The following is a 26,742-nucleotide window of genomic DNA, read 5'->3' on the forward strand; positions in this document are numbered from 1 at the left end:
CATGACGGTCTACATTCTGTCGGAAAGGGGGTAAGATTCCGGCACTAATACACAGCAGGATTGCGTATTAACAAGCTATGACGTATATTCGCATCGAAAGTAAAAGTACACAATACATCATTATATCCACGCAATGAAATTTGTATCAACGACCCTATGTCGAATCTTAGCAGTCGTAGCCGCCGTGTGTGCCACCGCCCCGGTCCACGGGTCAGACTATGGTCAACTACCGTTTGAGATGCAGGAGGTAGCAACCCCGTCGATACCTGCATATACCGTGTCGCTCACCGACTTCGGCGCCACCGGCGACGGACACCACGACAATACCGAGGCATTCCGCAAGGCTTTCGACCATCTGAAGGAGAATGGTGGCGGACATCTGAACGTGCCCGCCGGCATATGGCTCACCGGCCCGATTGCGCTGGAAAGCAACACCGACCTCCATCTCGAACATGGCTCCATACTGCTGTTTTCCGACAACCGCGCCGATTATCCTCTGTTTCGCTGGGATGTGATTGACAATCCGGCGAGGGAATGCGTGTCGCCAATCAGCGCTTTCGACAAGCACGACATATCGATTACCGGCCACGGCACCATCAACGGGCGCGGAGAGATATGGCGTCCGGTAAAGAAAATGAAACTCACCGATAACCAGTGGAAAAAACTGTGCCGCGAGGGCTCCCTGTCGGACGACGGCCGCATATGGTATCCGTCGGAGAGCATAAAGGAGTGCAGCCACGAAAAAATCGGAGCTGCCGCCCCCGACGACGATACGGCATGGGAGAGCGTCAGGGAATTTCTACGTCCGGTAATGGTGCTCCCGGTGAGATGCGAGCGTGTACTGTTTGAGGGTGTGACATTCGAGAACTCTCCGCGCTGGAATGTGCGTCCGCTGCTCTGCCGCGACGTGACGCTGCGCAACGTAAGCATCCGCAATCCGGCATACGCCCAGAACGGCGACGGCCTTGATATAGAATCGTGCAGCAACGTGCATGTCACCGGATGTACTTTCGACGTCGGCGACGATGCCATATGCCTCAAGTCGGGCAAGGATGAGGCCGGACGCAGGAGAGGTGTGCCGACATCAAATGTACTGATAGAAGACTGTAAGGTATACAGCGGCCATGGCGGATTTGTCGTCGGGTCGGAGATGTCGGGAGGCGTATATGACGTGGCCGTGCGCAACTGTCTGTTTATCGGCACCGACACGGGTATAAAATTCAAGTCGACACGCGGTCGCGGAGGCGCCGTAAGGGATATCCATATCTCGGGAATAAAAATGGTCGACATAGCAGGCGACGCTATCACAGCCGACATGTACTACGCCCAGAAGTCGCCGGGGAAGCATGCCGAGCCCGTCGGCGAGTCGACTCCGGTAATCGACGGTATATCAATATCCGGAATATCGTGTACAGGCGCTGCAAGAGCCTTATGGCTCAACGGGCTGCCGGAGATGCCGATACGCAATGTCGTACTGTCCAACTCGATAATATCGTCAGAATCAGGCGCTATAATCAACAATGCCGACTCTGTCACGCTCAACAACGTGACCATAAACCACTCTACCGGCTCGCGCGTGACCGCTACCAACACCGTCAACCTTACGGAGCTCTGACCGGCTCCGTAGCCAACCGGCATTGTCAAGAACAAAGACAACAACAAAAACCACCATTCCGTTAACTCCGGAATGGTGGTTTTTGCAAACCTGACAATCTGAAATTGCAGAATGTGGGGTATGTGGGTGTGGCATCAGGCGTCGTCGTCGCGACGGGCGTTCCACACGAGGAGGGTGAGGAGAACCGATATTGCTGCGGCTCCAATCCAGAACCAGTTGACGTAGGTGAAGTCGTAGATGTCGGCGCCAGTAGCGGCATCGACGGTCTTGTGTCCTTCAATCAGTATGCCATTCATCACATCCTGGAGTCCGGCACCTATGTAGCTGGCGATACCTACCACACCCAGGGCCGCGCCGGCAGCTGCCCGTGGGGCGATATCAACGGCCATAAGGCCTCCGAGAAAGCAGATGAGCACACCGATACCGAGGCCGAAGAGCACCATCGCTGTCGCATCAAGCCAGAAATGTTCGCCAGGCACAAGAAGGAAGAGACAAAGGGCCGTAACGTTCATAAGTCCGAACACAAGCGCGGGCACATTGCGGGAACCGTTGAAGAGGCGGTCGGAGATAAGGCCCGAGGCTACGGTTCCGACAATGCCGCATACGGAGCTTATCGAGATAATCAGCGATGCGTCAAGAGTGCTGTAACCCTTCTGTGCCTCAAGATAGAACACTCCCCAGGAGTTGACAGCATAGCGCGAGATGTACATGAACGCCGAGGCAAGAGCAAGACACCATATGGCAGGATTGCGCAGAACGGCCTTTTGGGCGCGGTTGAAGTCGGGATTGGCTTCATCTCCTTTATCTTTTGCCGATGCTTTCACGGGTTCAGGGCTCGGGAATCCAAGGCTCTGAGGAGTGTCGCGCATGAAGATGAGCACGACTGCAAGGCCGCACAGACCGATTACACCCGCGCCAAGCATTCCATAGCGCCAGCCGGCCCAGCTGACGAGCATGGCTATGGTGATAAAGGTGATGGCCTCGCCAAGGTTGTGCGATGCCGACCAGAAGCCGTAGTAGGTGCCTCGGTCCTTTGATGTGTACCATCGGTTGAGCGACACCACACATGCCGGGGCCCCCATCGACTGGAACCATCCGTTCATGCCCCAGAGCAGGGCGAACACCCAGAACATCTCGGTCATGCCGAGAACGAGGTTGACGATGGCAGTGAGCAGCAGGCCTGTGGCAAGAAACCGTCTGGCATTGCATCGGTCGGCAAGGAATCCGTTGGCCATCTTGCCTACGGCGTAGACAAAGAAGAGGCATGAGCCGATGATGCCGAGCTGAGTCTCGGAAAACACGCCATCGTCGACAATCGGCTTGCGCACGATATTCATAGACAACCGGCACACATAGTAAATCGCGTAGCCAAGCGTCGCAGAGATAAACGTGGCCATGCGCACGCGACGGAATCTCTCGCGGTCATTATCGACCTCACCGGCCGGAGCCGATATACGGTAGAAACCGGCCAAACGGCTCCACAGCGAACGACCGGCAAACGAAGTCATTGAATCTGTAACTTCCATATTCTTATATTAATCGTGGCGGCCGATTGACTTGAGGTAACTGATAAGCAAATCAGGACGGTCAGTCTGTATAATGGATGCTCCGAGGTCAAGTACCTTTTTATAGCATTCGGCGCCGTTGTCATATGCGTAGTCGTCGTACATTCCTTCTTCGACGCCGCCACAGAGCGAAGGCCAGAGAGTATTAACCCAAATTTTTGAATTTTGTTTTTTGATATCAGCAAGACACGAGTCGAGTTCAGCTCCGGGTTTCTGCCAGCATACCTCATAGGCAAGAGGCACAGTGCCGCTCTCTATGTATTCGGCAAACAAAGCCTGCCCTTTGGGTTTATTGATATCGATTATAGGCATGTACATCATCTTTTCAGGATATGCACCCATTATGCTGTCGACATACGCCATAGGTTTCTTACCCTTTATAAGCATCTGATCTGTCACACCAAGCGAATCGGTAATTTTCATCACGAGATCATAATACTGGAATCCCTGGTCGATATTGACCACGATACGATCCTTGCATACCTCGAGAGCTTCGCGAAGAGTCGGCATACGATGGGTAGATGTGGCTACATTATGGGCAGTTTTCAGAAAACATGACGCAATGGAATCACCGGTGATTTCCGACACACGGCCCTTGCCGGTTGTGGTACGGTCAATCGTATGGTCGTGGCAAAGCACAAGCACGCTGTCGGAAGTGAGCTTGAGGTCGAGTTCCATCACATCCACACCCATGCGTATCACCGACTCTATGGCAGCAATTGAATTCTCGGGATAATTGCGCCAGTCACCACGATGTGACACTACGACAACATAATCTGTCGATGGATCATTGAGAGCCGCAATCACACGTTCTGCCCGGTTGGCATATTCCTTAACCGGGTCATTGGATTTGCCGGCCGAACATGAGGCCATCAAGAAGGCCATAAGTCCGGCGAAAATAAAATTATAAAGTTTCATAATCAAGTAGTTGAAGCTATTTGTTTTAAGTAACTATTCTAAATTATTTTACATCAACCGGTCTTATTATTTAGATGTTTCTTCTAAAAATTTCACTCGAATAAACATTAAAATAATTTCGACCAGTTACTTATTGTAAATTACTTTTCAGATAATTTATAAGCAGAGACGGATGATCAGTAAAAATCATATCTGCACCCATATCTATCAGCCATCCGTAGGCCTCCGAAGGATTTTCATATGCACGCTCGTCATCATGACCGCCATTAAACGTATCCCACAATGAGTTGAGCCATACATGGTATCCCTTATCGCGAGTCTCCTTAATACGTCGTAACACAGGATAATCGGTGTGACGGAACGAAAAACTGATGACCGGAGTATCAAAATTTTCAAGGAAATCATCAAGGCGCTCATCATCGCCATCTCCTTTGCATACCAATACCGGTATATAAATCACATCCTCAGGCAATGCTCCGATGTCTCTATTAATTTTACTGCTGCTCCATGAGCTGCGCAATATAATATGGTCGAGACATCCGGCCTCAGAAGCCTCCTTAAGCAGAATATCCTTAAGCGACGGCCATTTGTCGACCTGAACGAGCAAACGCCCTCTACAAAGAGCCAAAGCCTCCTTAAAAGTAGGGATCTTCTGGCGCGTAACCACGCCAATGGGAGAAAGAAGGTTAAACTCTTTCAACTGTGCAAGCGTATAGTCCGACACGCGGCCGCTACCGGTTGTAGTGCGGTCGATTGTATCATCGTGCATGAGCACAAGGACACTGTCGCGAGTCATGGCGATGTCCAGCTCGACAATATCCACACCCATGTCGATACAGCTCCTTATAGCACGCAGGGAATTCTCGGTACCACTACGCCAGTCTCCCCTGTGGGCTATTACAACAGGCCTGTTAAACGGCGACTGCGAATAAATAGCCTCCCGCAGAGAATCGACACGTGTAGCAGCACAAACAGAGACCGCCACAAGCAGCATACCAATTACAGAAAGTAATCTCATTTTTGCTGAATATTAAAGTCAATAAGTATGGGGTAATGGTCGGAGGGATGGAAAAAACGAGATACTGCCGCATCACGCACAGGTGTCGTATAACTATCACGTATCACTTTTACGTCAGAAATACAGTTGTACATCGCAGGCGTACAATAAACGTAGTCGATGCGTGCATCACGCCATATAGTGGGCACGAGTTCCATCGGATATTTCTTGGATACGACGTCGATATACGGAGTATACTCCAGCACATAATCATGGCATAAAAATGCAGAAGTATCAGCCGGCATGCCATAAAAGCGATTGTCAAGACGCGACAGGGAATTGAAATCACCCATCATCATCCATAACTGACGATCAGCACCAGCAACACTCTCTATAGTATTGCGACAGATATACTCTATCTCCTTACGTCGATACCTGTCGCCACCATTAGCAACGGCATCATCTTTCTGTTGAGACTTATCGACGCCAAATCCATACTTCTGAGGCCAAGTATGCACCGTTACAATATTTATTGTATCGTCTCCAACAACTATCCTTGCCCAACCGGCACCATGGCTCACAATGCTGTCAGGCTCCGTTCCGACAATCCTCTTTACATTTTCAATAGGATAGCGCGAAGTCACCACCTGTGGAAAACGGTCATGATGTCCTCCTTTATACCAATAAGTGTGTCCATATTTCCGTGCAAAATCCGCCCATGCGTCAGGGAAATAACGCTCAGCATCATCGGCATATTTCTCAGAAGAAGCGGTAAGATAGTTGGACTGCGCCTCAGCCCATACACATACATCGGGATGCTGCCCGGCAACAAATTCAACGAACTCCCTGTAATCGTTCTCCTGTCCCGACCACATACCATTTTGAATATTCCAGTAAAGCAAGCGCAAATTGTTGTCAGATGCGCCGTTACTATCGACATCACCACCTTCCGCAGAAGAGGCTATGCATACCGCCGGGACAAGGTATATCCCGGCGGCAAGCAGAACACAATTTAGTTTGTCCATAACCGAAATCAATCAAAATTGGTAGTGTCGGTCCAACCCGGATTTTGGGAAAGGGCACCTCCGGAGAGCACACGCTCGCTGGCCGGAATCGGCCACAGATAGTCGCGCTCCTCATTCCATTCAATGGTAAGATTGGGTAAAGCATGAATCATGCCTACAGAACCGTCCGTAAGAGTTATATCTTTGCCAATCTGCTTGTAATTGCCTTTCCATGAGGTCGGTTTAGCTGACGATGATACAAGAAGGTCTGCATTACCGTCACCATCCATGTCGTACTCTCCTTCACCCGGGAAATATACCCCATAGAACGGACGTGTAAGCTGGGCACCTTCCTTCCAGCGAAGGATATCCCAAATACGGAATCCTTCAAGACAGAGCTCAATCGTTCGCTCCCTACGGATTTCGAGAATCACGCCCGTATTGGCGCTTTGGGTCACATTGGGATAATAGTCAACCATCAGAGGATCAATATTGGAATTGGCATCTGCCATTGACAGATGTGGCATACCTACGCGGTCGCGCAGTTTATTGACAGAACGGTCGAGGTCGGCTTGTGTAAGTGAGCCAAGCTCAGCTTTTGCTTCCGCGAAATTAAGATAAACCTCAGCCGCACGGAAAAGAGGCAAATCAGAGAACGCTTTCTTCGATCCATCATAATTTGCATTACCGACATACTTAATAGGCTGATAACCGGTAAGAGATGTCAAGTCGTTGGCTGTAACCTTGGATGCACCGACCTGAATATATCCGGGACAAAGTACAGTCTGCGAAAGACGCGGGTCACGTCCGGCAACCTCATCAGCAAACAACTTGCGGTCATAATCAGCGACAGATGAATAGAATGAGCCATCGGCCATAAGATAATGGTTCATGAAGCGACGTGTGAATCCCTGTCTGTCATTCTTTATATTAAAAGGTATGGAATGCATCACATTGGCTTTATTGCCATATTTTCTGGCAAGCACTACCTCGGTAGTCGTAGCGTCGATTGCATTGAAAAGATTACGATATGGTTCCGAACCGGTGTTCTGGATAGTGTAGCCACTCTTTGATATAAATTCATCGGCGGCATCAACGGCAGCCTTAAGATACTTCTCTGCCTCGGGTAGCCCGCGATACTTGCGCCAAGTACCTTCAAACAGCGCTACACGGCTTTTAAATGCCAGAGCCGTCCACTTGGTCACTTTAACGAGGTCACGGTTTTTGCTACCGAGACGATATGCCTCATCAAGGTCCTCAAGCACACGGTCGATGACATAGCCGCGGTCGTCGCGCTTCTTGCGAAGCAACTCAGTATCATTATCATTAAGAACCTTGTCATAATACGGCACATCACCAAATCGGCGTACTTTCGCAAAATAGAAGTAAGCTCTGAAGAAATAGCTTTCGGCATCGTAAGGCGCGCTGACACTTTCATCACATGCTTTGTGCTCAAAATAGTAGTTGATTCTACGCAGATCGCCCCAGCTCCATCCTGATGAAGAGGCGGCTGTACGCTGGCCCATCATAAGCTCACCCAATGCGTTGTCAACATTGTCATCGGCATTAGTGGCAACAATACCGTCGCCGTCAAGCATATCATAGTAGCCCTGCGTCCATAGTCCGAGCTGTGTGGCAGTCTTAAAGTATGTATCCGGACTCATGGTATCCTCCGGCTCCTGAGTGAGATCGCATGACACAAACATCAACGCCGCGGCACATACCGACATAATATTATATCTGGAAAATTTCATTGCTCTATAATGTGTGATAATGATTAAAATTTAACATCGACTCCAAATGAGAACGATTTTGAGAAACCATAACCGGTGCCTGAGTTTGACTTATAAGTCCCGGTAGATGTCGCCATTTCAGGATCAACAGTCTTTGTATGTTTCTTAAGGGGAGACCAGTAGGCCAGATTCTCACCGGTAAAGTATACCCTCACGGAATTAATCCAGCTATTCTTCTTTATCGGCAATGTATATCCTACGGTAAGATTTTTAAGACGCAGATAAGCTGCATTCTGGAGATAACGGTCAGTCGCTACAGAAAGCGAGCCTCCATCATAGGTCTGGTATCCGCGCTGGCGAGGGAAGTAACCGTCGGGATTGTCCTCACTCCAGCACATTGACAGAAAGTCTTTATGTATAAATGACAACGACGGAAAGTCATACGGTCCCCAGAAATCATACGAATTCTGCACCGGCATCCAGTCGCATTTTCCTACTCCCTGGAAGAAAGCCGACACATCAAATCCGACATAATTCACGTCAAGGCGGAAAGAATAATTGTATCGCGGAATGCTATTGCCTATTATACGTTTATCGCCCGAGTTTCCGACAACGCCTGAACCTTCATCGATTTTACCGTTACCATCCAAATCAATGAATTTTACATCACCGGCACGAAGTTTATTGTCGCCCGCAGTCTTGGCATTGTATACTCGCTGATTCACAGCCTTGTCATTGATTCTCGCCTGATATTCAGCAGCTTCTTCATCGGAAGCAAACAGACCATCTACTTTGTATCCCCATATCTCGCCGAGAGTCATCCCTTCATAGTAATCGGATATGAGCTTGTCAGGATTGTTGAATTTTGTAATCTTCGACTTATAATCGCCGAACGTAGCAGATATACTGTAATTGAGTCTATGTCCAAAAAGGCGTAAATTGTCATTCCACCTCAGATATAATTCCCATCCGCGTGTGCGTAAATCAGCACAGTTCTGTTTTGGTGTGGTAGCGCCGAATACCGACGGCAGAGTCACCGAGTGGGTAAGCATATCCTTGGTGTCACGTACAAAGATGTCGGCAGTTGCAGTAAGTCGATTGTTCAGAAATCCGAAATCAAGACCAAGATTGTAGGTGATAACCTTTTCCCAAGTCAGATTTGATGACAACGGAGATGAAACTGTAGCGTATGTGGCACGTTGTTCGCCGTCGAAAGTATAGTCTGTAAGAATCTTGTCGGTATAGATTTTATCAAAATAAGCATAGTTGCTTACCTGCTGGTTTCCGAGAGAACCATATGACACGCGGAGCTTGGAGTTGTTCCACCATCCTTGCATACCGTCCCAGAATTTCTCCTGACTCATACGCCAGCCTGCTGAGGCAGACGGGAAAAATCCCCATCGGCTGCCGGGAGCAAAGCGAGAAGAACCGTCATAACGGCCGCTGACTTCCAGCAGATACTTTCCATCGTAGTCATAATTAAGGCGTGCAAAATAACCCAAAGTCTTGTAAGCAGAGATTTCCTCGGTAACGGTAGCCACGCCGTTGGCCACACTCATTGAACTGAGATCATCGGATAGAAGGTCAGTCTTTTTAACGCTAAGCTCTGTGTTGCGCTGGTGTTCATACTGCATACCGGCCACGGCCTTGAAGTTGTGCATGCGCTCCCATGTATGGGAATATGTACCGAACAGATTGAAAGAGTGGCGGTTGATGTCTGACTTTATTTCCTGATAGAAATCTTCCACTGTTCCGGATGTGAATTTTTTCACACTGCCGCTCTTGTCAAGATAATTAAAAGGTACGCCCCTGCGCTCGATACCGCGGTTGCGATAGCGGTAGGCATATGATGCCGTGATGACAAGATCCTTATATATGTCGATATCAAACTGATTGGTAAGTACAAAATCCTTGTTTCCACGAGAATTGCGCGACCGATTATCCGTAAGATAACCTGCATGACCGGCTCCAAGTGGAGAGTTGGCGCCTGTCATTGTATTTACATACTGTATTGTCTGTCCGTCGGGAGACAGAGGCATTACCGCAGAGTTTATATTGCTCTGGAGAGCATGTATGGTCTGCTGTTCGTTCCAGTAGCCGGCATATTTGTAGTTGGTATAATTGAAGTTGGCACCACCAGAATAGCGAAGGAAGGGGAAAATCTCGGCATTCAGCTTCATTCGGAAGGAGTAGTTGGTATACTTGTCGTTGTATATCTTGAATATACCGTCCTGCTGAAGAAAGCGGCCCGATACGTAATAGTTGGTCTTGGCATTACCTCCGGTAATTGACACGTTGTGCTCCTGTTCAGGACGTGTATCACGATAGAAATAGTCGTACCAATCGTGGTTGGCATAGAAATAGAGTTTGCCATCACGCTCTACAGTCCAGGGACGATCGGGATTCTCGGTCTTGTCGTAGCGACGTGCCTCGAGCATCTCAAGATCTTCACCTGTATAACCCCACATATCCTTGCCCTGAGCTATGCGATAGAACTTATTGACGATAGTCACATGGTCGTAGCCGGTGGTAATGAAGTCAGTGGATGTAGTATTCTTGCGCCATCCAAATCGGCCATTATAACTGACATTTACCCTTCCGTCGGAATCCCTGCCAGACTTTGTAGTTATAAGAATCACGCCGGAAGATGCTTTTGCACCGTAGATCGCAGCGGCTGAGGCGTCCTTAAGCACTGAAATCGATTCTATATCGTTTGGGTTGATTTGGCCGAGACTTACCTCCATACCATCGCAAAGCACAAGAGGAGAGCCACCGTTGATAGATGCGGCACCACGTATATCAATAGAATATCCGGCATCCATCGACCCGGAGTTAAATGTCAGATTGACCGATGGATCAGCACCCTGAAGGGCATTGGCAGCACTTGCAACAGGGCGGTTGTTTATGTCATCCGCACTGATTGTAGCGACAGCACCCGTAAGATTGGCACGCTTCTGAGTGCCGTAACCCACGACAACCACCTCATCAAGCACCTCGGCATTTTCTTTCATCTCGACCGATGCAAGAGCATCGACGTCGGATGCTGCAATCTCACGTGGCACACAGCCAATCATTGAGAAAACAATTGTAGCATCAGCCGGTACATTGCCAAGGGTGTATCTACCGTCAATATCGGTAGAACATCCGTTATTTGTGCCCTTTACCATAACAGTAGCACCGATAGCAGGGTCACCTAAATTATCAAGCACCAATCCGGAGATGGTTTTTCTGCCTTCTTGTGCGGACGAGGGAGATGTCGAGCCACTTTTCTTAGTAATTACAATCGAATTGGGCGATACAATCTCATAAGAGAGGTCTCTTCCACGAAACGCCGCATCAAGCACTTTGCTGACAGGCGTATCTTTCATTTTTACCGTGACCCCCTTCTGCCCATCAATAATAGCCATCCGATAAGAGAAGCGGTAGGTTGTCTGCGACTCAATAGCCTTAAACAGGCTCTTCAGAGTAGAATTCTCGATATTGACTGTGACATTCTGGCCGGAAGGAGCTGCGGCACATACGCCTGCGACCATGAAGCACATCAACAAGAGCGAGAATAATCTCGTACGAATAAATTTGTACATGTTGTGGTATTAAAGGTTATATAATCAGTTGGATTTCTAATGTCTGTCGACTCCGGAACATATCCGCGCCATTAGATATTTCGTATCAATTTTATGATTGTCCCTCCGAATTTTTATGTTTAAAAACATATTGCAACTTTTATTAAAAAGCGCTTTGAACCCCACATGCAAACGCTTACCTTTGCCAAAAATTATAATGTAGAAAACAAGCAATATCACACCTATTTCCATAACCATCAACCTCATGCATCATTCTAAAGATGAACAATCACTGGCAGCCGCACTAAGGACAGGGTCGGTAAAGGCATTCGAGGCCATATATAGGCTCTATGTCGATCGACTGTATGCCTACTGCTTTGATGCAATAAGAATGAAGCAAGAGACCGAAGAGGTTGTACACGATGTATTCCTGTCACTATGGAACAATCGCGACAGGATAGATCCGGAAAAAGGCATTGGACCACTAATGTTTTCAATTGCCCGCAAACGTCGTATCGACGCTTTCCGCAAACTTGTCAACAGTCCCATATACGAAGATTACATCGAACATCAGAATTCTCTCCCGTCATTGGAGCATTCGCCGATGGAGTATGAAGAGTTTGCCCGAATATTCCGCAAAACACTAAGCAAGATGCCGACAAGAATGCGCTCTATGATAATATGGTCGAAACTCGAAGGAATCAACAATGATGAAATCGCCTCACGACTCGGAATCTCTGAAAAGACAGTACGCAACCAGCTGTCACTCGCACTCAAAGAACTACACAATCGTTTAAGCCCATATATCGACAACAGCCGACGCATTCCGCCCGATATATAGGACCCAAGAAGCACATCCCATAACCATTCAATACATCCCCTCTAATCCCCACCGAACAATATAAATATATGAAGCAGGCCAACGATCTCTTCAATAAATTCTACTCAGGCAGAATGTCGCCAAATGAGTTGCAGCGTCTGCGCGAAGAGGTAAATCAAATGAGCGATGACGAAATTGACGGATATCTCTCTGACTCCATGCCTGACAATATGGAATCAGATTACAGGATAACGTCAGAAAATTCAGAGACACTACTTCGACGACTTACTGCTGAAATAAATTTCAAAAACCGCCGCCACCGTATATACATGTGTATTGCTGCCGTTGCCGCAGTAATGCTGCCAATCTTCATCACACTCACAATCGTGCTCGGAATACGGGTGGCCCAGCTTGACGGCTATCAAAAAGTAATCGCCGATGAACATATCATACGTAGTGGCAACGGTGAAGAATTACTTACCGTATTGCCCGACGGCTCAAGGGTAAGGATGGCTCCGGAATCGGAAATATGCTATTCATTATCATCGTTCAACGACAAAATTCGAAATGTCGACTGGAAAGGCGAAGGTGAGTTTGAGGTTGTGCACAATCGACAAAGTCCGTTCGTGGTACATACGGGATACTTCGACATAAAGGTACTTGGCACAATATTCTCGGTAGATGTCCGTCGTGACAACGGCGATGCAACCGTGTATCTAAAAGAAGGTTCGGTAGAACTGTCAACATCCCAATCCGACTATAGTTGTCGTCTTTCCCCCGGATATCTTGCTACAATCAGCAGGGTTACAGGTGAAATATCGGTAAAGCGCATCGACGATTTCAACAGCGACATTGGAAGCAGCACACTGACATTTTATGATATTGAGCTGGCCGGGGTGCTTTCGCGGCTTGAACTGTATTATCCCGAACATTTCGATGCTCCGACCGAAATGGCCTCCCAAAGATTTACCGGCGCTCTTCCAAAAAATAATCTAAACGAAGCTCTGACTATACTTGCCAAGGCGTATGGTCTGGAGGTGGAGGAGAGCGCGGAGAGGGTGAAACTCGTCAGGAGTGAGTGATTTCTGACAAATTTTGCGTAACTTTGCGTCCTTAAAATATTTATAAACCAAGAAACATAAACCGCAAAGGATAAAGCATATGTCGATTGATAGCATCATACAGGAGGCGGTAGCGAGAGCGGTAGCCTCACTCTATGGCATCGAGGCCGATGCAGCGAGCATCGTGCCCCAGGCAACTCGTAAGGAATTCGAGGGCAACCTCACTATCGTGGTATTCCCCTGGGTGAAAGCTGCCCGCAAGGCTCCCGAGGCTGTGGGCAAGGAGATTGGCGAGTGGCTCACTGCCAATGAGCCCGCCGTGAAGGGCTACAATGTGGTGAAGGGTTTTCTCAACATCGTAATCGAGCCTACCTACTTCACCGCCATGCTGCGCCATATGGCTGCCGACAGCGACTTCGGTTTCAAGAAAGCCGACGCCGACAGTCCTCTGGCAATGGTCGAGTATTCGTCGCCCAACACCAACAAGCCCCTCCACCTGGGCCATATGCGCAACAATCTGCTCGGCTACAGCCTGTCGCGCATACTCAGCGCATGCGGCAACCGTGTGGTAAAGACCAACATAGTCAACGACCGAGGCATACACATCTGCAAGTCGATGCTGGCATGGCAGAAGTGGGGCGAGGGCGTGACTCCCGAGAAGGCCGGAAAGAAGGGCGACCATCTGATCGGCGACTTCTACGTGCTGTTTGACAAGCATTATAAAGAAGAGGTGAAGGCTCTTGTGGCCGGCGGAATGGGCGAAGAGGAGGCCAAGAATGCCGCGCCCCTGATGCAGGAGGCCCGCGAGATGCTGCGCCGCTGGGAACAGAAGGACCCCGAGGTGCGCGCGCTGTGGGCGATGATGAACGAGTGGGTATACGCCGGATTCGACGAGACATACAAGCGTCTGGGTGTCGACTTCGACAAGATATATTATGAGAGCGAAACTTACCTCGAGGGTAAGGACAAGGTGCTCGAAGGTCTGGAGAAGGGTATCATGTATCGCAAGGATGACGGCTCGGTATGGGCCGACCTTACCGATGCGGGACTCGACCATAAGCTCCTGCTCCGCTCCGACGGCACATCGGTATACATGACCCAGGATATCGGTACCGCCAAACTGCGCTACCAGGACTTCCCTATCGACAAGATGATTTACGTCGTGGGCAACGAACAGAACTACCATTTCCAGGTACTGTCGCTGCTGCTCGACCGTCTGGGCTTCAAGTGGGGCAAGGACCTTGTGCATTTCTCCTACGGCATGGTCGAGCTCCCCGAGGGCAAGATGAAGAGCCGCGAGGGCACTGTGGTCGACGCCGACGACCTCATGGACGAGATGATACAGGGAGCCCGCGAGGTGAGCAACGAGCGTGGCCGCGGCGACATGTCGCCCGAAGAGGCCGAGGAAGTGGCCCGCATCGTGGGCATGGGTGCGCTCAAATACTTCCTGCTGAAGGTTGACCCGCGCAAGAATATGACCTTCAACCCCAAGGAGTCGATTGACTTCAACGGCAACACCGGCCCCTTCATACAGTATACCTACGCGCGCATCCGCTCGGTGCTCCGCAAGGCCGCCGAGGCCGGCATCGCCATCGAGGGATACGACACCGTCGAGCCCAACGAGAAGGAAACTTCGCTCATACAGCATCTGGCCGATTTCCCGGCGCTCGTGGCCGAAGCCGGACGCAGCTACTCGCCCGCGCTCGTGGCCAACTATGTCTACGATCTGGTGAAGGAGTACAATCAGTTCTACCACGACTGCACCATACTCAACGAGCCCGATACCGCCGTACGTGCCATGCGCCTCGCGCTCAGCGCCCTCACTGCCGACGTGGTGCGCCGCGGCATGTGGCTCCTCGGCATAGAGGTGCCCGAACGCATGTGATGCGTTAACATCTTTTAATATTAATCCCTCCTTTATTATTTCAGTCTAAGCGTTATAGTGTAATGGGCGCGGCTGATGCCGCCCCGTTACACTGAATCACAAAAACCAAGACTGAATCAACACATTATCTATTATGTATCCTCAGAACTACAACAACTACAACCCCAGCCAGGACGCACTCGACATGCGCGTGTCCCACGTGATGCGCAACGTCTACCTCAAGATGTTCCTTGCCCTGCTCGTGACCACAGCCGCATCGTTTGCTGTCGGAGCCATCCCCGGGCTCACTTATTTCCTCGCCACACACACCTGGGTATACTGGGGCCTGCTCATCGTTGAGCTGGTGATGGTCTACTCCATCTCGGGAGGCGTGAAGCGCATGTCGGGAGGTGTGGCCACCGGCCTGTTCTATCTCTACGCGGTGCTCAACGGCGTGGTGTTCTCGCTGATATTCTGCGCCTATAGCTTCGACTCCATCTTCAAGACATTCCTTATCACGGCCGGAGTGTTCGGCGCGATGAGCGTCTACGGCTACTTCACGTCCAACGACCTTACCAAAATCGGCTCGTTCCTCTACATGGCCCTGTTTGGCATGATTATCTGCATCATAGTCAACATCTTCTGGTCAAACGGCGTGCTCGACTGGATTATATCGGCCGCAGGCGTGCTGATATTCATCGGCCTTACAGCCTACGACACTCAGAAGGTAAAGGAGTGGGCCCAGTCGGGCGCTATGGCCGACAGCCGCCTCGCCACGATAGGAGCCCTGTCGCTATATCTCGACTTCGTCAACCTCTTCCTCTATCTGCTCCGCTTCTTCGGCAGCAGCCGCGACTGATAATACCGCCGCACGGCATACAAAGTCCCTCCGATTTCCCGGAGGGACTTTCTTTTTGTTTCAATTTGTTACCGAATATTATCATGCTACGGAAAATCACAACATTATAACATATTTTTAACCCTCGGAAAACACGCTGATTACATCTTTATCTACATTATTTAAACAATTTTAAAATAAGCCCATATCATATACTACTCGCTATATATCAGCCAATTACATATTGCATGGCTGTTGCCATGCAATGCCGGAGTCTCCGGCAGAGACTGTCATCTGCATTAATTCTTACAAAATGACACACAAGTAGCGCTCATAATGGCACAATGACTTTTTAACTTTAAATTTAACGCACAATGTTTTGATTTATAAAACAAATCGCATACCTTTGTAAGTCCAATCAGCAAAATACAATCTTTCTGATTGCCTTAGACCATGATTCAGCGCATGTCGTTTTGCTATGTCGGCGGCGCATGAGAAAGTCTATCAACGCACATCGCCGGGTTATTATTTAGTGCGACCGCCCGGAGAATCGTGCTATATGTTAATTGTGAGTCGCGCCTAAAGATTATTATTATTACATTCAATTCTATGGAGAAAAGAATTATGCTGTTATTGGTGACACTGTGCGCATGCATCGGCATGTGGGCCCAGGTCCGTGTAACAGGTGTTGTTTATTCCGCAGAAGATGATGAGCCTCTGATTGGCGCCACGGTAGCGGTTAAAGGCAAGGCTGCCATCGCCACTTCTACCGACCTCGACGGAAACTTCACGCTCAGCGTGCCGTCGGCCGGCTCCACGCTCGTGGTGACATACGTGGGTATGAAGCCTACCGAGGTTAAGGCATCATCTTCACCCCTCAAAATCAAGCTCGAAAGCAATGCGCAGCAGCTCGGTGAGGTAGTGGTTACAGGTATGTCTAAGATGGACAAACGATTATTCACCGGCGCGACTACCAAAATTGACGCAGAGGATGCCCGCCTCTCCGGTGTTAGCGATATTTCCCGTTCTCTCGAAGGCCGTGCAGCCGGTGTGTCGGTGCAGAACGTATCAGGCACATTCGGTACCGCTCCCAAAATCCGTGTGCGCGGTGCCACATCAATCTACGGTAACTCCAAGCCACTCTGGGTGGTCGACGGTGTCGTACTCGAAGATGCCGTAGAGGTATCGGCCGACGACCTCTCGTCGGGCGACGCAACAACCCTTATTTCATCAGCTATCGCAGGCCTCAACGCCGACGACATCGAGTCGTTCCAGATTCTCAAGGACGGTTCCGCCACATCTATATATGGTGCGCGCGCGATGGCAGGTGTGATTGTCGTTACCACAAAGAAAGGTAAAGCCGGCACAACTACCCTCAACTACACCGGCGAGTTCACATACCGCATGAAGCCCCGCTACGGCGACTTCAACATCATGAACTCGCAGGAGCAGATGGGCGTATACAAGGAAATGCTCGAAAAGGGATGGCTCGAACTCTCGTCGCTCACCAAGGCATCAGAGTCCGGTGTGTTCGGCAAGATGTACCAGCTCATCAACAAATACGACCCCGCTACAGGCTCGTTCGGCCTGCCCAACACCCAGGAGGCTCAGTACAACTACCTCCGTCAGGCCGAGTTCCGCAACACCGACTGGTTCGACGAACTGTTCCAGAACAACATCATGCAGAACCACGCCGTAAGCATGTCGGGCGGTACCGACAAAGGTCGCTTCTACTCTTCTATCTCGGTAATGAACGACCCGGGATGGACCATCTCGTCGAAAGTACAGCGCTACACATTCAACGGTAACGCATCCTACGACCTCTCACCCACCGTACGCGTAAGCCTCCTCACCTCCGACAGCTACCGTAAGCAGACCGCTCCCGGTACACTCTCGCAGGAGACCGACGTTGTGTCCGGACAGGTAAAGCGCGGATTCGACATCAACCCCTACAGCTACGCCCTCAACACTTCCCGTACGCTTGACGCCGACGAATACTACACCCGCAACTATGCATCCTTCAACATCAAGGACGAGCTCGAAAACAACTACATCGAGCTGGGCGTGACCGACCTCAAGTTCCAGGGCGAGCTCAACTGGCGTCCCTTCCAGGGCCTCGACCTCACTGCCCTCGGTTCATACCGTTACCAGCGCTCAACTTCCGAGCACTTCGTAAAGGACAACTCCAACCAGGCCAACGCATACCGCGCAGGTATCATCCCCGAGGATGCCACCATCCGCGACGCCAACAAGTACCTCTATACCAACCCCGACGATCCCAACGCACTCCCCGAGACAATCCTCCCCCAGGGTGGTATATACTTCAACAACGCTTACTCTATCTCGCAGCTCGACTTCCGATTCAACGCTCAGTACAACACTACCATCAACCGCGACCACATCATCAACGCCATGGTAGGTACCGAAGTAGCCAAGACCGACCGCAACGCCGTGTCGTTCCAGGGATGGGGATTCTGCTACGAAAACGGTAACATCCCCTTCGTCGACTACAACCTCTTCAAGCAGCAGGTAGAGGAAGGCTCCACCTACTACTCCAACCAGTGGACCTACCGCCGCAGCGCCGCTTTCTTCGGCACAGCCACATACTCCTACGCCGCACGCTACATCATCACCGGTACAGCCCGCTACGAAGGCACCAACAAGCTCGGTAAGGCCCGCAAATCACGCTGGCTCCCCACCTGGAACGTGTCAGGCGCATGGAACGCCCACGAAGAGCCCTTCTGGGAAGCTCTCATGCCTACTATCAGCCACGCCACTCTCAAGGGCTCCTACTCGCTGACAGCCGATTCAGGCCCCGACTACGTGTCCAACGCCACCGCCATCTTCAACCCCTACAACCCCTGGCGCCCGAGCAGCTCCGTAAAGGAACTCGGTATCGAGCTTGAGTCTATCGCCAACGGCGAGCTCACCTACGAGAAGAAGCACGAGCTCAACATCGGTGTAGACCTCGGATTCTTCAACAACCGCGTCAACTTCGTCTTCGACTGGTACCGCCGTAACAACTACGACCTCATCGGCACCATCTTCACCCAGGGTGTCGGCGGTGAGAACCAGAAGTATGGCAACGTTGCCGAAATGGCATCTCACGGCGTCGAGTTCACCGTATCGACACGCAACTTCCAGGGCCGCGACTTCTCCTGGTCGACCGACCTCACATTCGCCTACGCCAAAAACAAGATTACCAACCTCGACGCTCAGTCGCGTGTAATCGACCTCATCACCGGCAACGGCTACCCGATGGAAGGCTACCCCGTGCGTGCCCTCTTCTCCATCCCCTTCATGGGTCTTAACGACGAGGGTCTCCCCACCTTCATCAACGAAAACGGCGAGCTCACCACCTCCGACTTCAACTTCCAGGAGTTCGAGAAGATGGACCACCTCGTATACGAAGGTCCCACCGACCCCACAATCACCGGCGGTTTCGGCAACGTGTTCCGCTGGCGCAACTGGCATGCCAACGTGTTTATCACCTACTCGTTCGGCAACAAGATTCGCCTCGACCCCGTATTCGCCGAATCCTACAACGACCTTACAGCCATGCCGCGTGAGTTCAAAAACCGTTGGGTAAACCCCGGCGACGAGAAATTCACCGACATTCCCGTAATCGCATCAAAGGTCCAGACCCACAACGACCCCTACCTCAACTATGCGTTCAACGCCTACAACTACTCGACCGCACGCATAGCCAAAGGCGACTTCATCCGCATGAAGGACATCTCAATCAGCTACGACGTCCCCACTTCGTTCATGCAGAAACTCCGCATGCGCTCGGCATCGTTCAAGCTCGCAGCCACCAACCTCTTCCTCATCTACTCCGACAAGAAGCTCAACGGACAGGACCCCGAGTTCTTCAACTCCGGAGGTGTGGCTACCCCGACTCCCAAGCAGTTCACATTCACCGTGCGTCTCGGATTCTAATCCATCAAAATTCTTAAGACAATGCAACTCAAGAATCTAAAATATATACCCCTGGCAGGAATCCTCGTGGCCCTCACCGGTTGCGACGACTTCCTCGACCACACGCCCGACAACCGCGTGACCATATCCACACCCACGCAGGTCACCCAGCTGCTGGTCAACGCCTACTCCGACGGCAACCACGCCACCATCTGCGAGCTCTCATCCGACAACATCGTCGACAACACCTCGCCCGATGAAAACGGTGTGCGCTACAACCTCAGCGGAAACTCCAACTACGCTCCCGCCGACGACGAGGCTTTCGCATGGGAAGAAATCAAGAGCGGTATCCAGCAGGACACCCCCTCCCATATATGGGCCGGCGCCTACCACGCAATCGCTGTCTGCAACTACGCCCTCCAGGCCATCGAGCAGCTCGAGGCAGAGGGCCGTGGCTCTGAAGTGGAAGCTCAGAAGGGAGAGGCTCTCGTAAGCCGCGCTTACCACCACTTCCTCCTCGCCAACCTCTTCTGTCTCCCCTATGCGGGAGCAGAGGCTTCAAAGTCAATCCCCGGCATCCCCTACATGATTGATGTCGAGAAAGAACTCAAGCCCGAGTACGACCGCGGAAACCTCGCCGACGTATACGACCGCATCGAGCAGGACCTCGTTGAAGGACTCCCCCTCGTCAACGACAACCTCCATCCCCTCGCTCCCAAATACCACTTTACAATAGCATCCGCCCACGCTTTCGCCGCACGCTTCTACCTCTTCGCACGCAAGTACGACCTCGCCGAGAAGCATGCCACAATAGCCCTCGGCGATGCAGGAGCACCCTCCTCGATGCGCAATTTCTGGACTAAGACCTTCACCACAGCCGATGCGCTTACCCAGGCATATATCGACCCCTCCGACCCCGGCAACCTCATGCTCATGGCCACTTCATCGATATACTACCGCGTTGTTGGACTTAAATACGCCCACAACCGCGAGGCCAAGAATGCCACCACCCACTCAGTGGGCCCGACTTGGACAAAGTACAACTTCCACCCCTGCATGAGCGGTAAGCTCTACTACCGCGGACAGAGTGAATACGGCTCTCTCTACGCGCCGATGTTCGAATTCTTCGAATACACCGACAAAATCGCAGGTATCGGCTACGTACACCACATCCGCCCCGAGTTTACCAAGGAAGAAGTGCTCCTCACCCGCGCCGAGGCCCGCATCTATATGCGCAAGATTACCGAGGCCGTGGCCGACCTCAGCGCATGGGACGCCAACCGCTGGAATAACCTTCCCGTAAGCGACAAGCCCGACTGCAAGCTCACACTCGAGGTAATCAACAAATTCTATGCCGATGAAGGCGACTCCAACGAGCTCCGCAAGAACGGAATCGTAAGCCCCGTAAACATCGACCAGGTGTGCACCCCCGCCAACGCCTCATGGAACTACGGCGCCGACATCCAGCACCTCGTTGAGTGCGTGCTCCACTTCCGCCGCCTCGAGCGTCTCGACATGGGCGACCGCTGGTTCGACATCCGCCGCAACGGTATCGAGATTACCCACAAGATCGGACGCTCGCGCGTAGAGCATCTCACACTCGGAGATCCCCGCCGCGCGTTCCAGATTCCCGCCGACGTGCTCTCTGCCGGATTCCCCGAAAACAACCGTCTGCCCATCTCCTCAGGAGGCTCCGACGCCGACGCCACTCTCTCTACCGAGAGCTACAAGAAGCCGATCTCCACACGTCCTTAATAACGACTATTTCAATCTGACATCACGATGAAAAAATATATCATAGGTTCAGCCGTCTGCCTCGCCCTTGCCGGAGCGTTCACCTCCTGCAGCAGCGACGATGATCTCGACCCGGTGTCCATATTCCAGCCGGATCCCGATGTGCTCGACCCCACATCGCCTACCTACAAGTTCGACAAGTGGGTGAAGAAGAACTACCTCGACGAGTACAACATGACATTCACCTATCGCATGAAGTCACTCGCCACCGACCCCGACTACAATCTCGTACCCGCATCGCTCGACAAGTCAATGCAGCTCGCCGTGCTCACCAAATACCTCTGGTACGACGTATACGACCAGATTACCGGCAGCTCCGACTTCCTCCGCCAGTACGGGCCCAAGATGCTCCACATCATCGGCTCGTCGGCAGTCAACCCCTCTACCGGCACCGAAATCCTCGGTCTCGCCGAGGGTGGTCTGAAAGTCTCGCTCTTCGTGGTCAACAACCTCGACCCTGAGAATCCCAAGAAGCTCAATGCACTCTACTTCAAGACCATGCACCACGAGTTCTCCCACATCCTCCACCAGACTAAGACCTACCCCAAAAGTTTCGACGAAATCAACGCCGCCAACTACGAGCCCAACACCTGGCAGGAACGTCTCTGCGGCCCCACATGTTCGCTCGGATTCACATCCCCCTACGCCTCTGGACAGGCTCGCGAGGACTTCGCCGAGACTTGCGCCAACTACATCGTGCGCACCCCCGACGAATGGGAGCTTACCCTCTGGCTCGCCGATCGCGGATGGGTAGAGATTGAAGACGGCATCGTCAGCAACGCCCTCTATAAGATGTGGGGCAACGGCGTGCACAAAGGCCTTGATGCCACAGGCACCGAAGATGCCGCAATGGGAAAATACGGATTCTGCTACTACTACTATCGTCCGGGCGACGAAGAGGCCGGACGAAAGACATATGTCGGTCAGGTTGCCGAGCGCGACGAAGTGTACTACCTCACCAATCTCGAGCTTACCATCGACGCTACAGGCTCATGCAACAACCCCGACTACGAGTATGTCAACGACTACTTCTACCATATCGCCGGAGGCGGCAAGAAGTTCAATACTGTAGCTGAGTTTGAAAGCTGGCTCAAGACCAACTATACCGACAAAGGTATCAAACTGCACCCCGCAGCAGCATCGGTCGATACCAACGATGGCGGCGACAATCTCGACGGCCGGGCCATCATCCTCGAAAAGGTGTCAATCGCCCGCCAGTGGTTTGCCTCCGCATGGGGCATCGACATGGACGCCCTCCGCGCCCTCGTTCAGGAGCGTCAGAGCGACATCGATATCGATGAGCTACTCCAGCAGATTGAAGATATCGACAAAGTCGAGGATGCAGAGTAATCCACCTGCGCAATCCATATTAAGCAATCAACATCACAGATACTGATTACACTAAAATGAAACTATACAGCAGATTCCTTACAGCCTCAGCACTGCTCGCAATAGCCGGACTTGCCGCCACTTCCTGCTCCAACAAGGAAGAAGACATATTCGACGACGCTGCAGCCGTACGTATGGACGCAGCTAAGACCGAGACAAAGGCGCTCCTCATAAGCGCGCCCAACGGCTGGGAACTATCATACTTCGCCGACAACGAGTGGGAACCCGGCTACGTGATTCTCATGAAGTTCCACAACGACGAGTCGGTCGAAATGGCAGGCTCCAACGCTTGGGTGGCCAACGCATTCATGTCGCAGGACCGCTACGCCGTGCAGCATGAGACATCGCTCTACAAGATGATCTCCGACGACGGACCCGTGCTTACCTTCGACACATTCAACCGCATGCTCCACATCTTCTCGGAGCCCTACAACCTCCCATCGCCCACATACAACCCCGACAACGTCCCCTTCCCCATCGGCCCGCAGGAAAAAAGCGCCGTCAGCGGAAAAGACTATGACGTAAACGAGTCGGGCTACGGCCACAACGGCGACTACGAGTTTGTAGTGCTCTCAAAGTCGGAAAACGAGATAATACTCCGTGGCAAAAAGACCCGTATCACCATGCGTATGCGCCGCCTTGCCGACGATACCGACTGGGACACTTATTTCGCTACTGTCCACCGTCTCGCCGAGAATACTTTCTCCAACCGATTCGGCGACCTTAAGATAACTGTAGGCGGACATGAGCTCCACCTCAGCAACCTTACTTCAGGCGTAATGAGCATCCTTGCCGACGACGACGACCCCATCATGGAGACAGTAAAGGTACCTTTCATCTACACTCCCGACGGAATCCGCCTCCGCGAGCCTTACAAAGGCTTCGAGGACCGTCTCCCCGACATCGCCATCCAGAACTTCGCATTCAACCCCGACGGCACACTCCGCTGCACCGACCGCGACGTAGAGTTCGCCCTCAACAGCTCATTTGCCGAAATATTCGGTATGCAATCGTTCTCCTGGAACATAGATTTCGATGCCGCCGCCGGCACTGTAAAGACTCTTATCGACCAGACTGTAGCAGACTTTGCCGCAATATCGACATACCAGGGTCTACAGGCTCTGTATTTCAACTACAACATTAATTCAAAACGATACGCAGTGACAATGCGAGTGAAACGCTCCACATCATTGGGTGCCATATATGGTGACTATACATATGGCGAAGATGACACAATAAAGATGTCATTTACCGGTGACGAAGGCGATACCAACGGTCTGAACCGTATCGCAAAAGTCCCGGCCTTGAAATCTCTGCTCCAGCACATCTCGGCTACAACATGGCAGGTTACTACCGAGAGCCCCATGGCCCCTGAGAAACTGACATTTACAAATATCAACGATTCCTCCGAATACTTTAAAGTGACTCTCCGATAATCAATAATGATTGACGCGGAAGACATTATTTCCGCGTCAATCATTCCTCACTTAATCCTTGATAATATTTCTATTAACCAATATATTGCGTTTATGAAAAAGTTTACCCTTTCTTCAATTTTACTTTGCAATGTATTGCTCGTTTCTGCCGGCAATACACCTGCGATTATTACAGTAAAGCCTCTTCCTCAGGTAGAGACAGAACCCATGGTTACAGTTGCAGTAAAAAAGGATGCATCACAAAACCTTAAGGCTGAGAAAACAATCAATCATCGTTTTCAGAATGATGAAATCGCTCCTGTTGTCAAGAAAGCCAACACTGCCGATGCCGAAGCTATAACTCCATTCTACCTCTATCCTCAGTTCACACTATTCCCCATCACCTGGATTAATCAGAACAAAGAGGATGGTAGCGTTGGTACTTACTATGTCGACCATAATGGAGATTGGTTTCTCCCTGCAGGCACCGATATTACCTTCTACAATTCATCATATTACATCGGTGAAGACGGCAAAATAAATATAGATGAATCTTCATCATATGAATGGTATTTTGCAACAGGTGCCTTCAACGACAACGGTTACAATGTCTTTAAGACATCAGAACTTGATTTGACCACAGGATTTGCGTCTTATCGAATTGAAAACTATTCCGGATTCCCAGTACCCCAGCTCACTCTTGGCGATAAAGACTTTACTATTGGAACTGAAGGTGACAATGGTCTTGTTCCCGACTACATGTTAGTAGGAGGTTCAAGCGCATTCAATAGAGGCGTACAGGACTACTATGAGGCCAATGCAGGCTGGTATAATTTTAGCAACCGTTCTCGTGTCGTCAATTACAGCCACGCAACAGAAGTCTTAAGCTATAGCAATTCCATTGGTGCCGGATATAAGGCTGATGCATTCTACTCATCTTCCGCAAAGGACGTCCGCAACAAAGTTCTTGCAAATACTCTTAAAAATTATGGAGTTAGTGCCGATGCTTTCCTTGGCTATGGTGAGGTTTTTACCACAGGACCTGCAACTAATGCCATACTCTCATCAATTGGCGTCTCTGCTGTTGTCACAGTCAATGCAGGAGATGAAGTTGACGTATTCCTCTATAAAATAACCCAAGAAGGTGAAGGAGAAAACGCTGTAGAAAAATGGGAAACCATCTGGAGCGGTGTACACTCATTTGAAAAGGCTATCAATGGTGGCATCGAATACGTACACATCGAATTCTTCGACGAGGAAACAGAATCTGAATACATCACACTGGAACCCAATACAACATACATGTTCGCAGTGACAGGTGTTGACAATCTGCCTTCGTTCGTACCCACAGCCGACAAATTCGTATACGATTCATCACTTCCTCCATATAATCCCGATGTATATAATCGTAATAACGTATACGCGATTTATACAGTCAACAATCAGCTTGCTCCTGTTCCTGTAGACATTAACTGGACGAATTCAACAGATCAGACCTACACCATTTACCCCTCAATGGGTCTCGAGATGGATATAAAGTATCCTGCTCTCACTCCTGTCTTCAAGTTTATCAACACAACAGGTGGTTACAATATCGATCCTACAGACAATGTAGTTGATGCCGAGTTCTTCGAGGTAGAGGGAAACAACATGACTTTAGTTGTGGCTCATTCTGATGCTTCCAAGGAGGAGTTATTAAAATCAATCGAATACTCAACTCCCGAACTTAAGGACCTGATTTATGTCAATATCACTAATGGAGATAACGGAACAAACGCCGCTGGCGTAGTATTCTATTCCTCAGTACGCCAAATTGGCATCCTCGCCTTAGGTGATATCCCAGCCGATTCATGGATTAAATTTAATAATTTCGGCACTACTCTTACCATCAACCTCCCCGCACACGATATGTCGGGTATCGGCGACGTAGTAGCCGACGGTGAGGCTGTAGCTACCGAATACTTCGACCTCCAGGGCCGCAAGCTCGCCGGCGAGGCCAACGGTGTTGTCATCAAGAAGATGACCATGGCCGACGGCAGCGTTAAGGCTATAAAGGTGGTGAAGTAATCCACTCCCTCCACTCACACTGATAAAAAAGGCGGCGCCGGCCATCATCCCGCCGACGCCGCCCTCCAAAAAATAGTTCCTGCGAGCAAAAGCTCACAAGGATTACAACAGCTGAAAAATTTTTCATTGGAATTGAATTAATAACAGCTAATTTTTTGAATTCCCCGAGGACGGGTTGCCG

General features: G+C 50.7%; 16 protein-coding genes. 10 read left to right on the forward strand and 6 right to left on the reverse strand.

Features of this window, described 5'->3' with window-relative positions; translation table 11 throughout:
* Positions 1–133: 133 nt before the first annotated feature.
* On the forward strand, positions 134–1,615 hold the full coding sequence (locus K2I50_RS01735; protein WP_301024529.1) for a glycoside hydrolase family 28 protein: 1,482 nt from the start codon (positions 134–136) through the stop codon (positions 1,613–1,615).
* Positions 1,616–1,749: 134 nt separating this feature from the next.
* Here K2I50_RS01735 and K2I50_RS01740 read toward each other — a convergent pair whose 3' ends face one another.
* The 6 genes from K2I50_RS01740 to K2I50_RS01765 all read right to left on the reverse strand — a co-directional run bounded on the left by K2I50_RS01740 (position 1,750) and on the right by K2I50_RS01765 (position 11,416).
* Positions 1,750–3,123, reverse strand: coding sequence for an MFS transporter (locus K2I50_RS01740; protein ID WP_526022938.1), 1,374 nt, complete (start codon positions 3,121–3,123; stop codon positions 1,750–1,752).
* A gap of 27 nt (positions 3,124–3,150) precedes the next feature.
* Positions 3,151–4,098 carry a glycerophosphodiester phosphodiesterase family protein gene (locus K2I50_RS01745; protein WP_526022937.1) on the reverse strand — a complete coding sequence of 316 codons (948 nt, stop codon included), beginning with the start codon at positions 4,096–4,098 and terminating at the stop codon, positions 3,151–3,153.
* Positions 4,099–4,228: 130 nt separating this feature from the next.
* Positions 4,229–5,116, reverse strand: coding sequence for a glycerophosphodiester phosphodiesterase family protein (locus tag K2I50_RS01750; protein WP_301024530.1), 888 nt, complete (start codon positions 5,114–5,116; stop codon positions 4,229–4,231).
* Complete coding sequence (locus K2I50_RS01755; RefSeq protein ID WP_301024531.1) at positions 5,113–6,120, reverse strand: endonuclease/exonuclease/phosphatase family protein; 1,008 nt, start codon at positions 6,118–6,120, stop codon at positions 5,113–5,115. Before K2I50_RS01755 ends, K2I50_RS01750 begins: the two co-directional genes overlap by 4 nt.
* An 8-nt stretch (positions 6,121–6,128) precedes the next feature.
* The gene (locus K2I50_RS01760) at positions 6,129–7,853 is read right to left on the reverse strand and encodes a RagB/SusD family nutrient uptake outer membrane protein (RefSeq protein WP_301024532.1); all 1,725 of its coding nucleotides are present in this window, start codon (positions 7,851–7,853) and stop codon (positions 6,129–6,131) included.
* A gap of 23 nt (positions 7,854–7,876) precedes the next feature.
* The gene (locus K2I50_RS01765) at positions 7,877–11,416 is read right to left on the reverse strand and encodes a TonB-dependent receptor (RefSeq protein ID WP_301024533.1); all 3,540 of its coding nucleotides are present in this window, start codon (positions 11,414–11,416) and stop codon (positions 7,877–7,879) included.
* Positions 11,417–11,660: 244 nt separating this feature from the next.
* Between K2I50_RS01765 and K2I50_RS01770 the strand changes: the two genes are divergently transcribed.
* The 9 genes from K2I50_RS01770 to K2I50_RS01810 all read left to right on the forward strand — a co-directional run bounded on the left by K2I50_RS01770 (position 11,661) and on the right by K2I50_RS01810 (position 26,561).
* Positions 11,661–12,236, forward strand: a complete 576-nt coding sequence (locus K2I50_RS01770; protein ID WP_301024534.1) for an RNA polymerase sigma factor — start codon at positions 11,661–11,663, stop codon at positions 12,234–12,236.
* Positions 12,237–12,304: 68 nt separating this feature from the next.
* Positions 12,305–13,297 (forward strand): FecR family protein, encoded by a 993-nt coding sequence (locus tag K2I50_RS01775; protein WP_301024535.1) that lies wholly within the window; start codon positions 12,305–12,307, stop codon positions 13,295–13,297.
* A gap of 79 nt (positions 13,298–13,376) precedes the next feature.
* Positions 13,377–15,161 (forward strand): arginine--tRNA ligase, encoded by a 1,785-nt coding sequence (argS, locus tag K2I50_RS01780; RefSeq protein ID WP_301024536.1) that lies wholly within the window; start codon positions 13,377–13,379, stop codon positions 15,159–15,161.
* Positions 15,162–15,294: 133 nt separating this feature from the next.
* Positions 15,295–15,999 (forward strand): Bax inhibitor-1/YccA family protein, encoded by a 705-nt coding sequence (locus tag K2I50_RS01785; protein WP_301024537.1) that lies wholly within the window; start codon positions 15,295–15,297, stop codon positions 15,997–15,999.
* Between the two features lie 588 nt (positions 16,000–16,587).
* Positions 16,588–19,917: a SusC/RagA family TonB-linked outer membrane protein gene (locus K2I50_RS01790; RefSeq protein ID WP_301024538.1), complete on the forward strand. Its 3,330-nt coding sequence runs from the start codon at positions 16,588–16,590 to the stop codon at positions 19,915–19,917.
* Positions 19,918–19,938: 21 nt separating this feature from the next.
* Entirely contained in the window at positions 19,939–21,651 is a 1,713-nt protein-coding gene (locus K2I50_RS01795; protein ID WP_301024539.1) for a RagB/SusD family nutrient uptake outer membrane protein, read from the forward strand.
* Positions 21,652–21,678: 27 nt separating this feature from the next.
* The gene (locus K2I50_RS01800) at positions 21,679–23,040 is read left to right on the forward strand and encodes a substrate import-associated zinc metallohydrolase lipoprotein (RefSeq protein WP_301024540.1); all 1,362 of its coding nucleotides are present in this window, start codon (positions 21,679–21,681) and stop codon (positions 23,038–23,040) included.
* Positions 23,041–23,096: 56 nt separating this feature from the next.
* Positions 23,097–24,515, forward strand: a complete 1,419-nt coding sequence (locus tag K2I50_RS01805; protein WP_301024541.1) for a DUF4302 domain-containing protein — start codon at positions 23,097–23,099, stop codon at positions 24,513–24,515.
* Positions 24,516–24,608: 93 nt separating this feature from the next.
* Positions 24,609–26,561: a hypothetical protein gene (locus K2I50_RS01810; RefSeq protein ID WP_301024542.1), complete on the forward strand. Its 1,953-nt coding sequence runs from the start codon at positions 24,609–24,611 to the stop codon at positions 26,559–26,561.
* Positions 26,562–26,742 lie beyond the last annotated feature (181 nt).

It is taken from the genome of Muribaculum sp. (genome assembly GCF_029051885.1).
Classification (GTDB): domain Bacteria; phylum Bacteroidota; class Bacteroidia; order Bacteroidales; family Muribaculaceae; genus Muribaculum.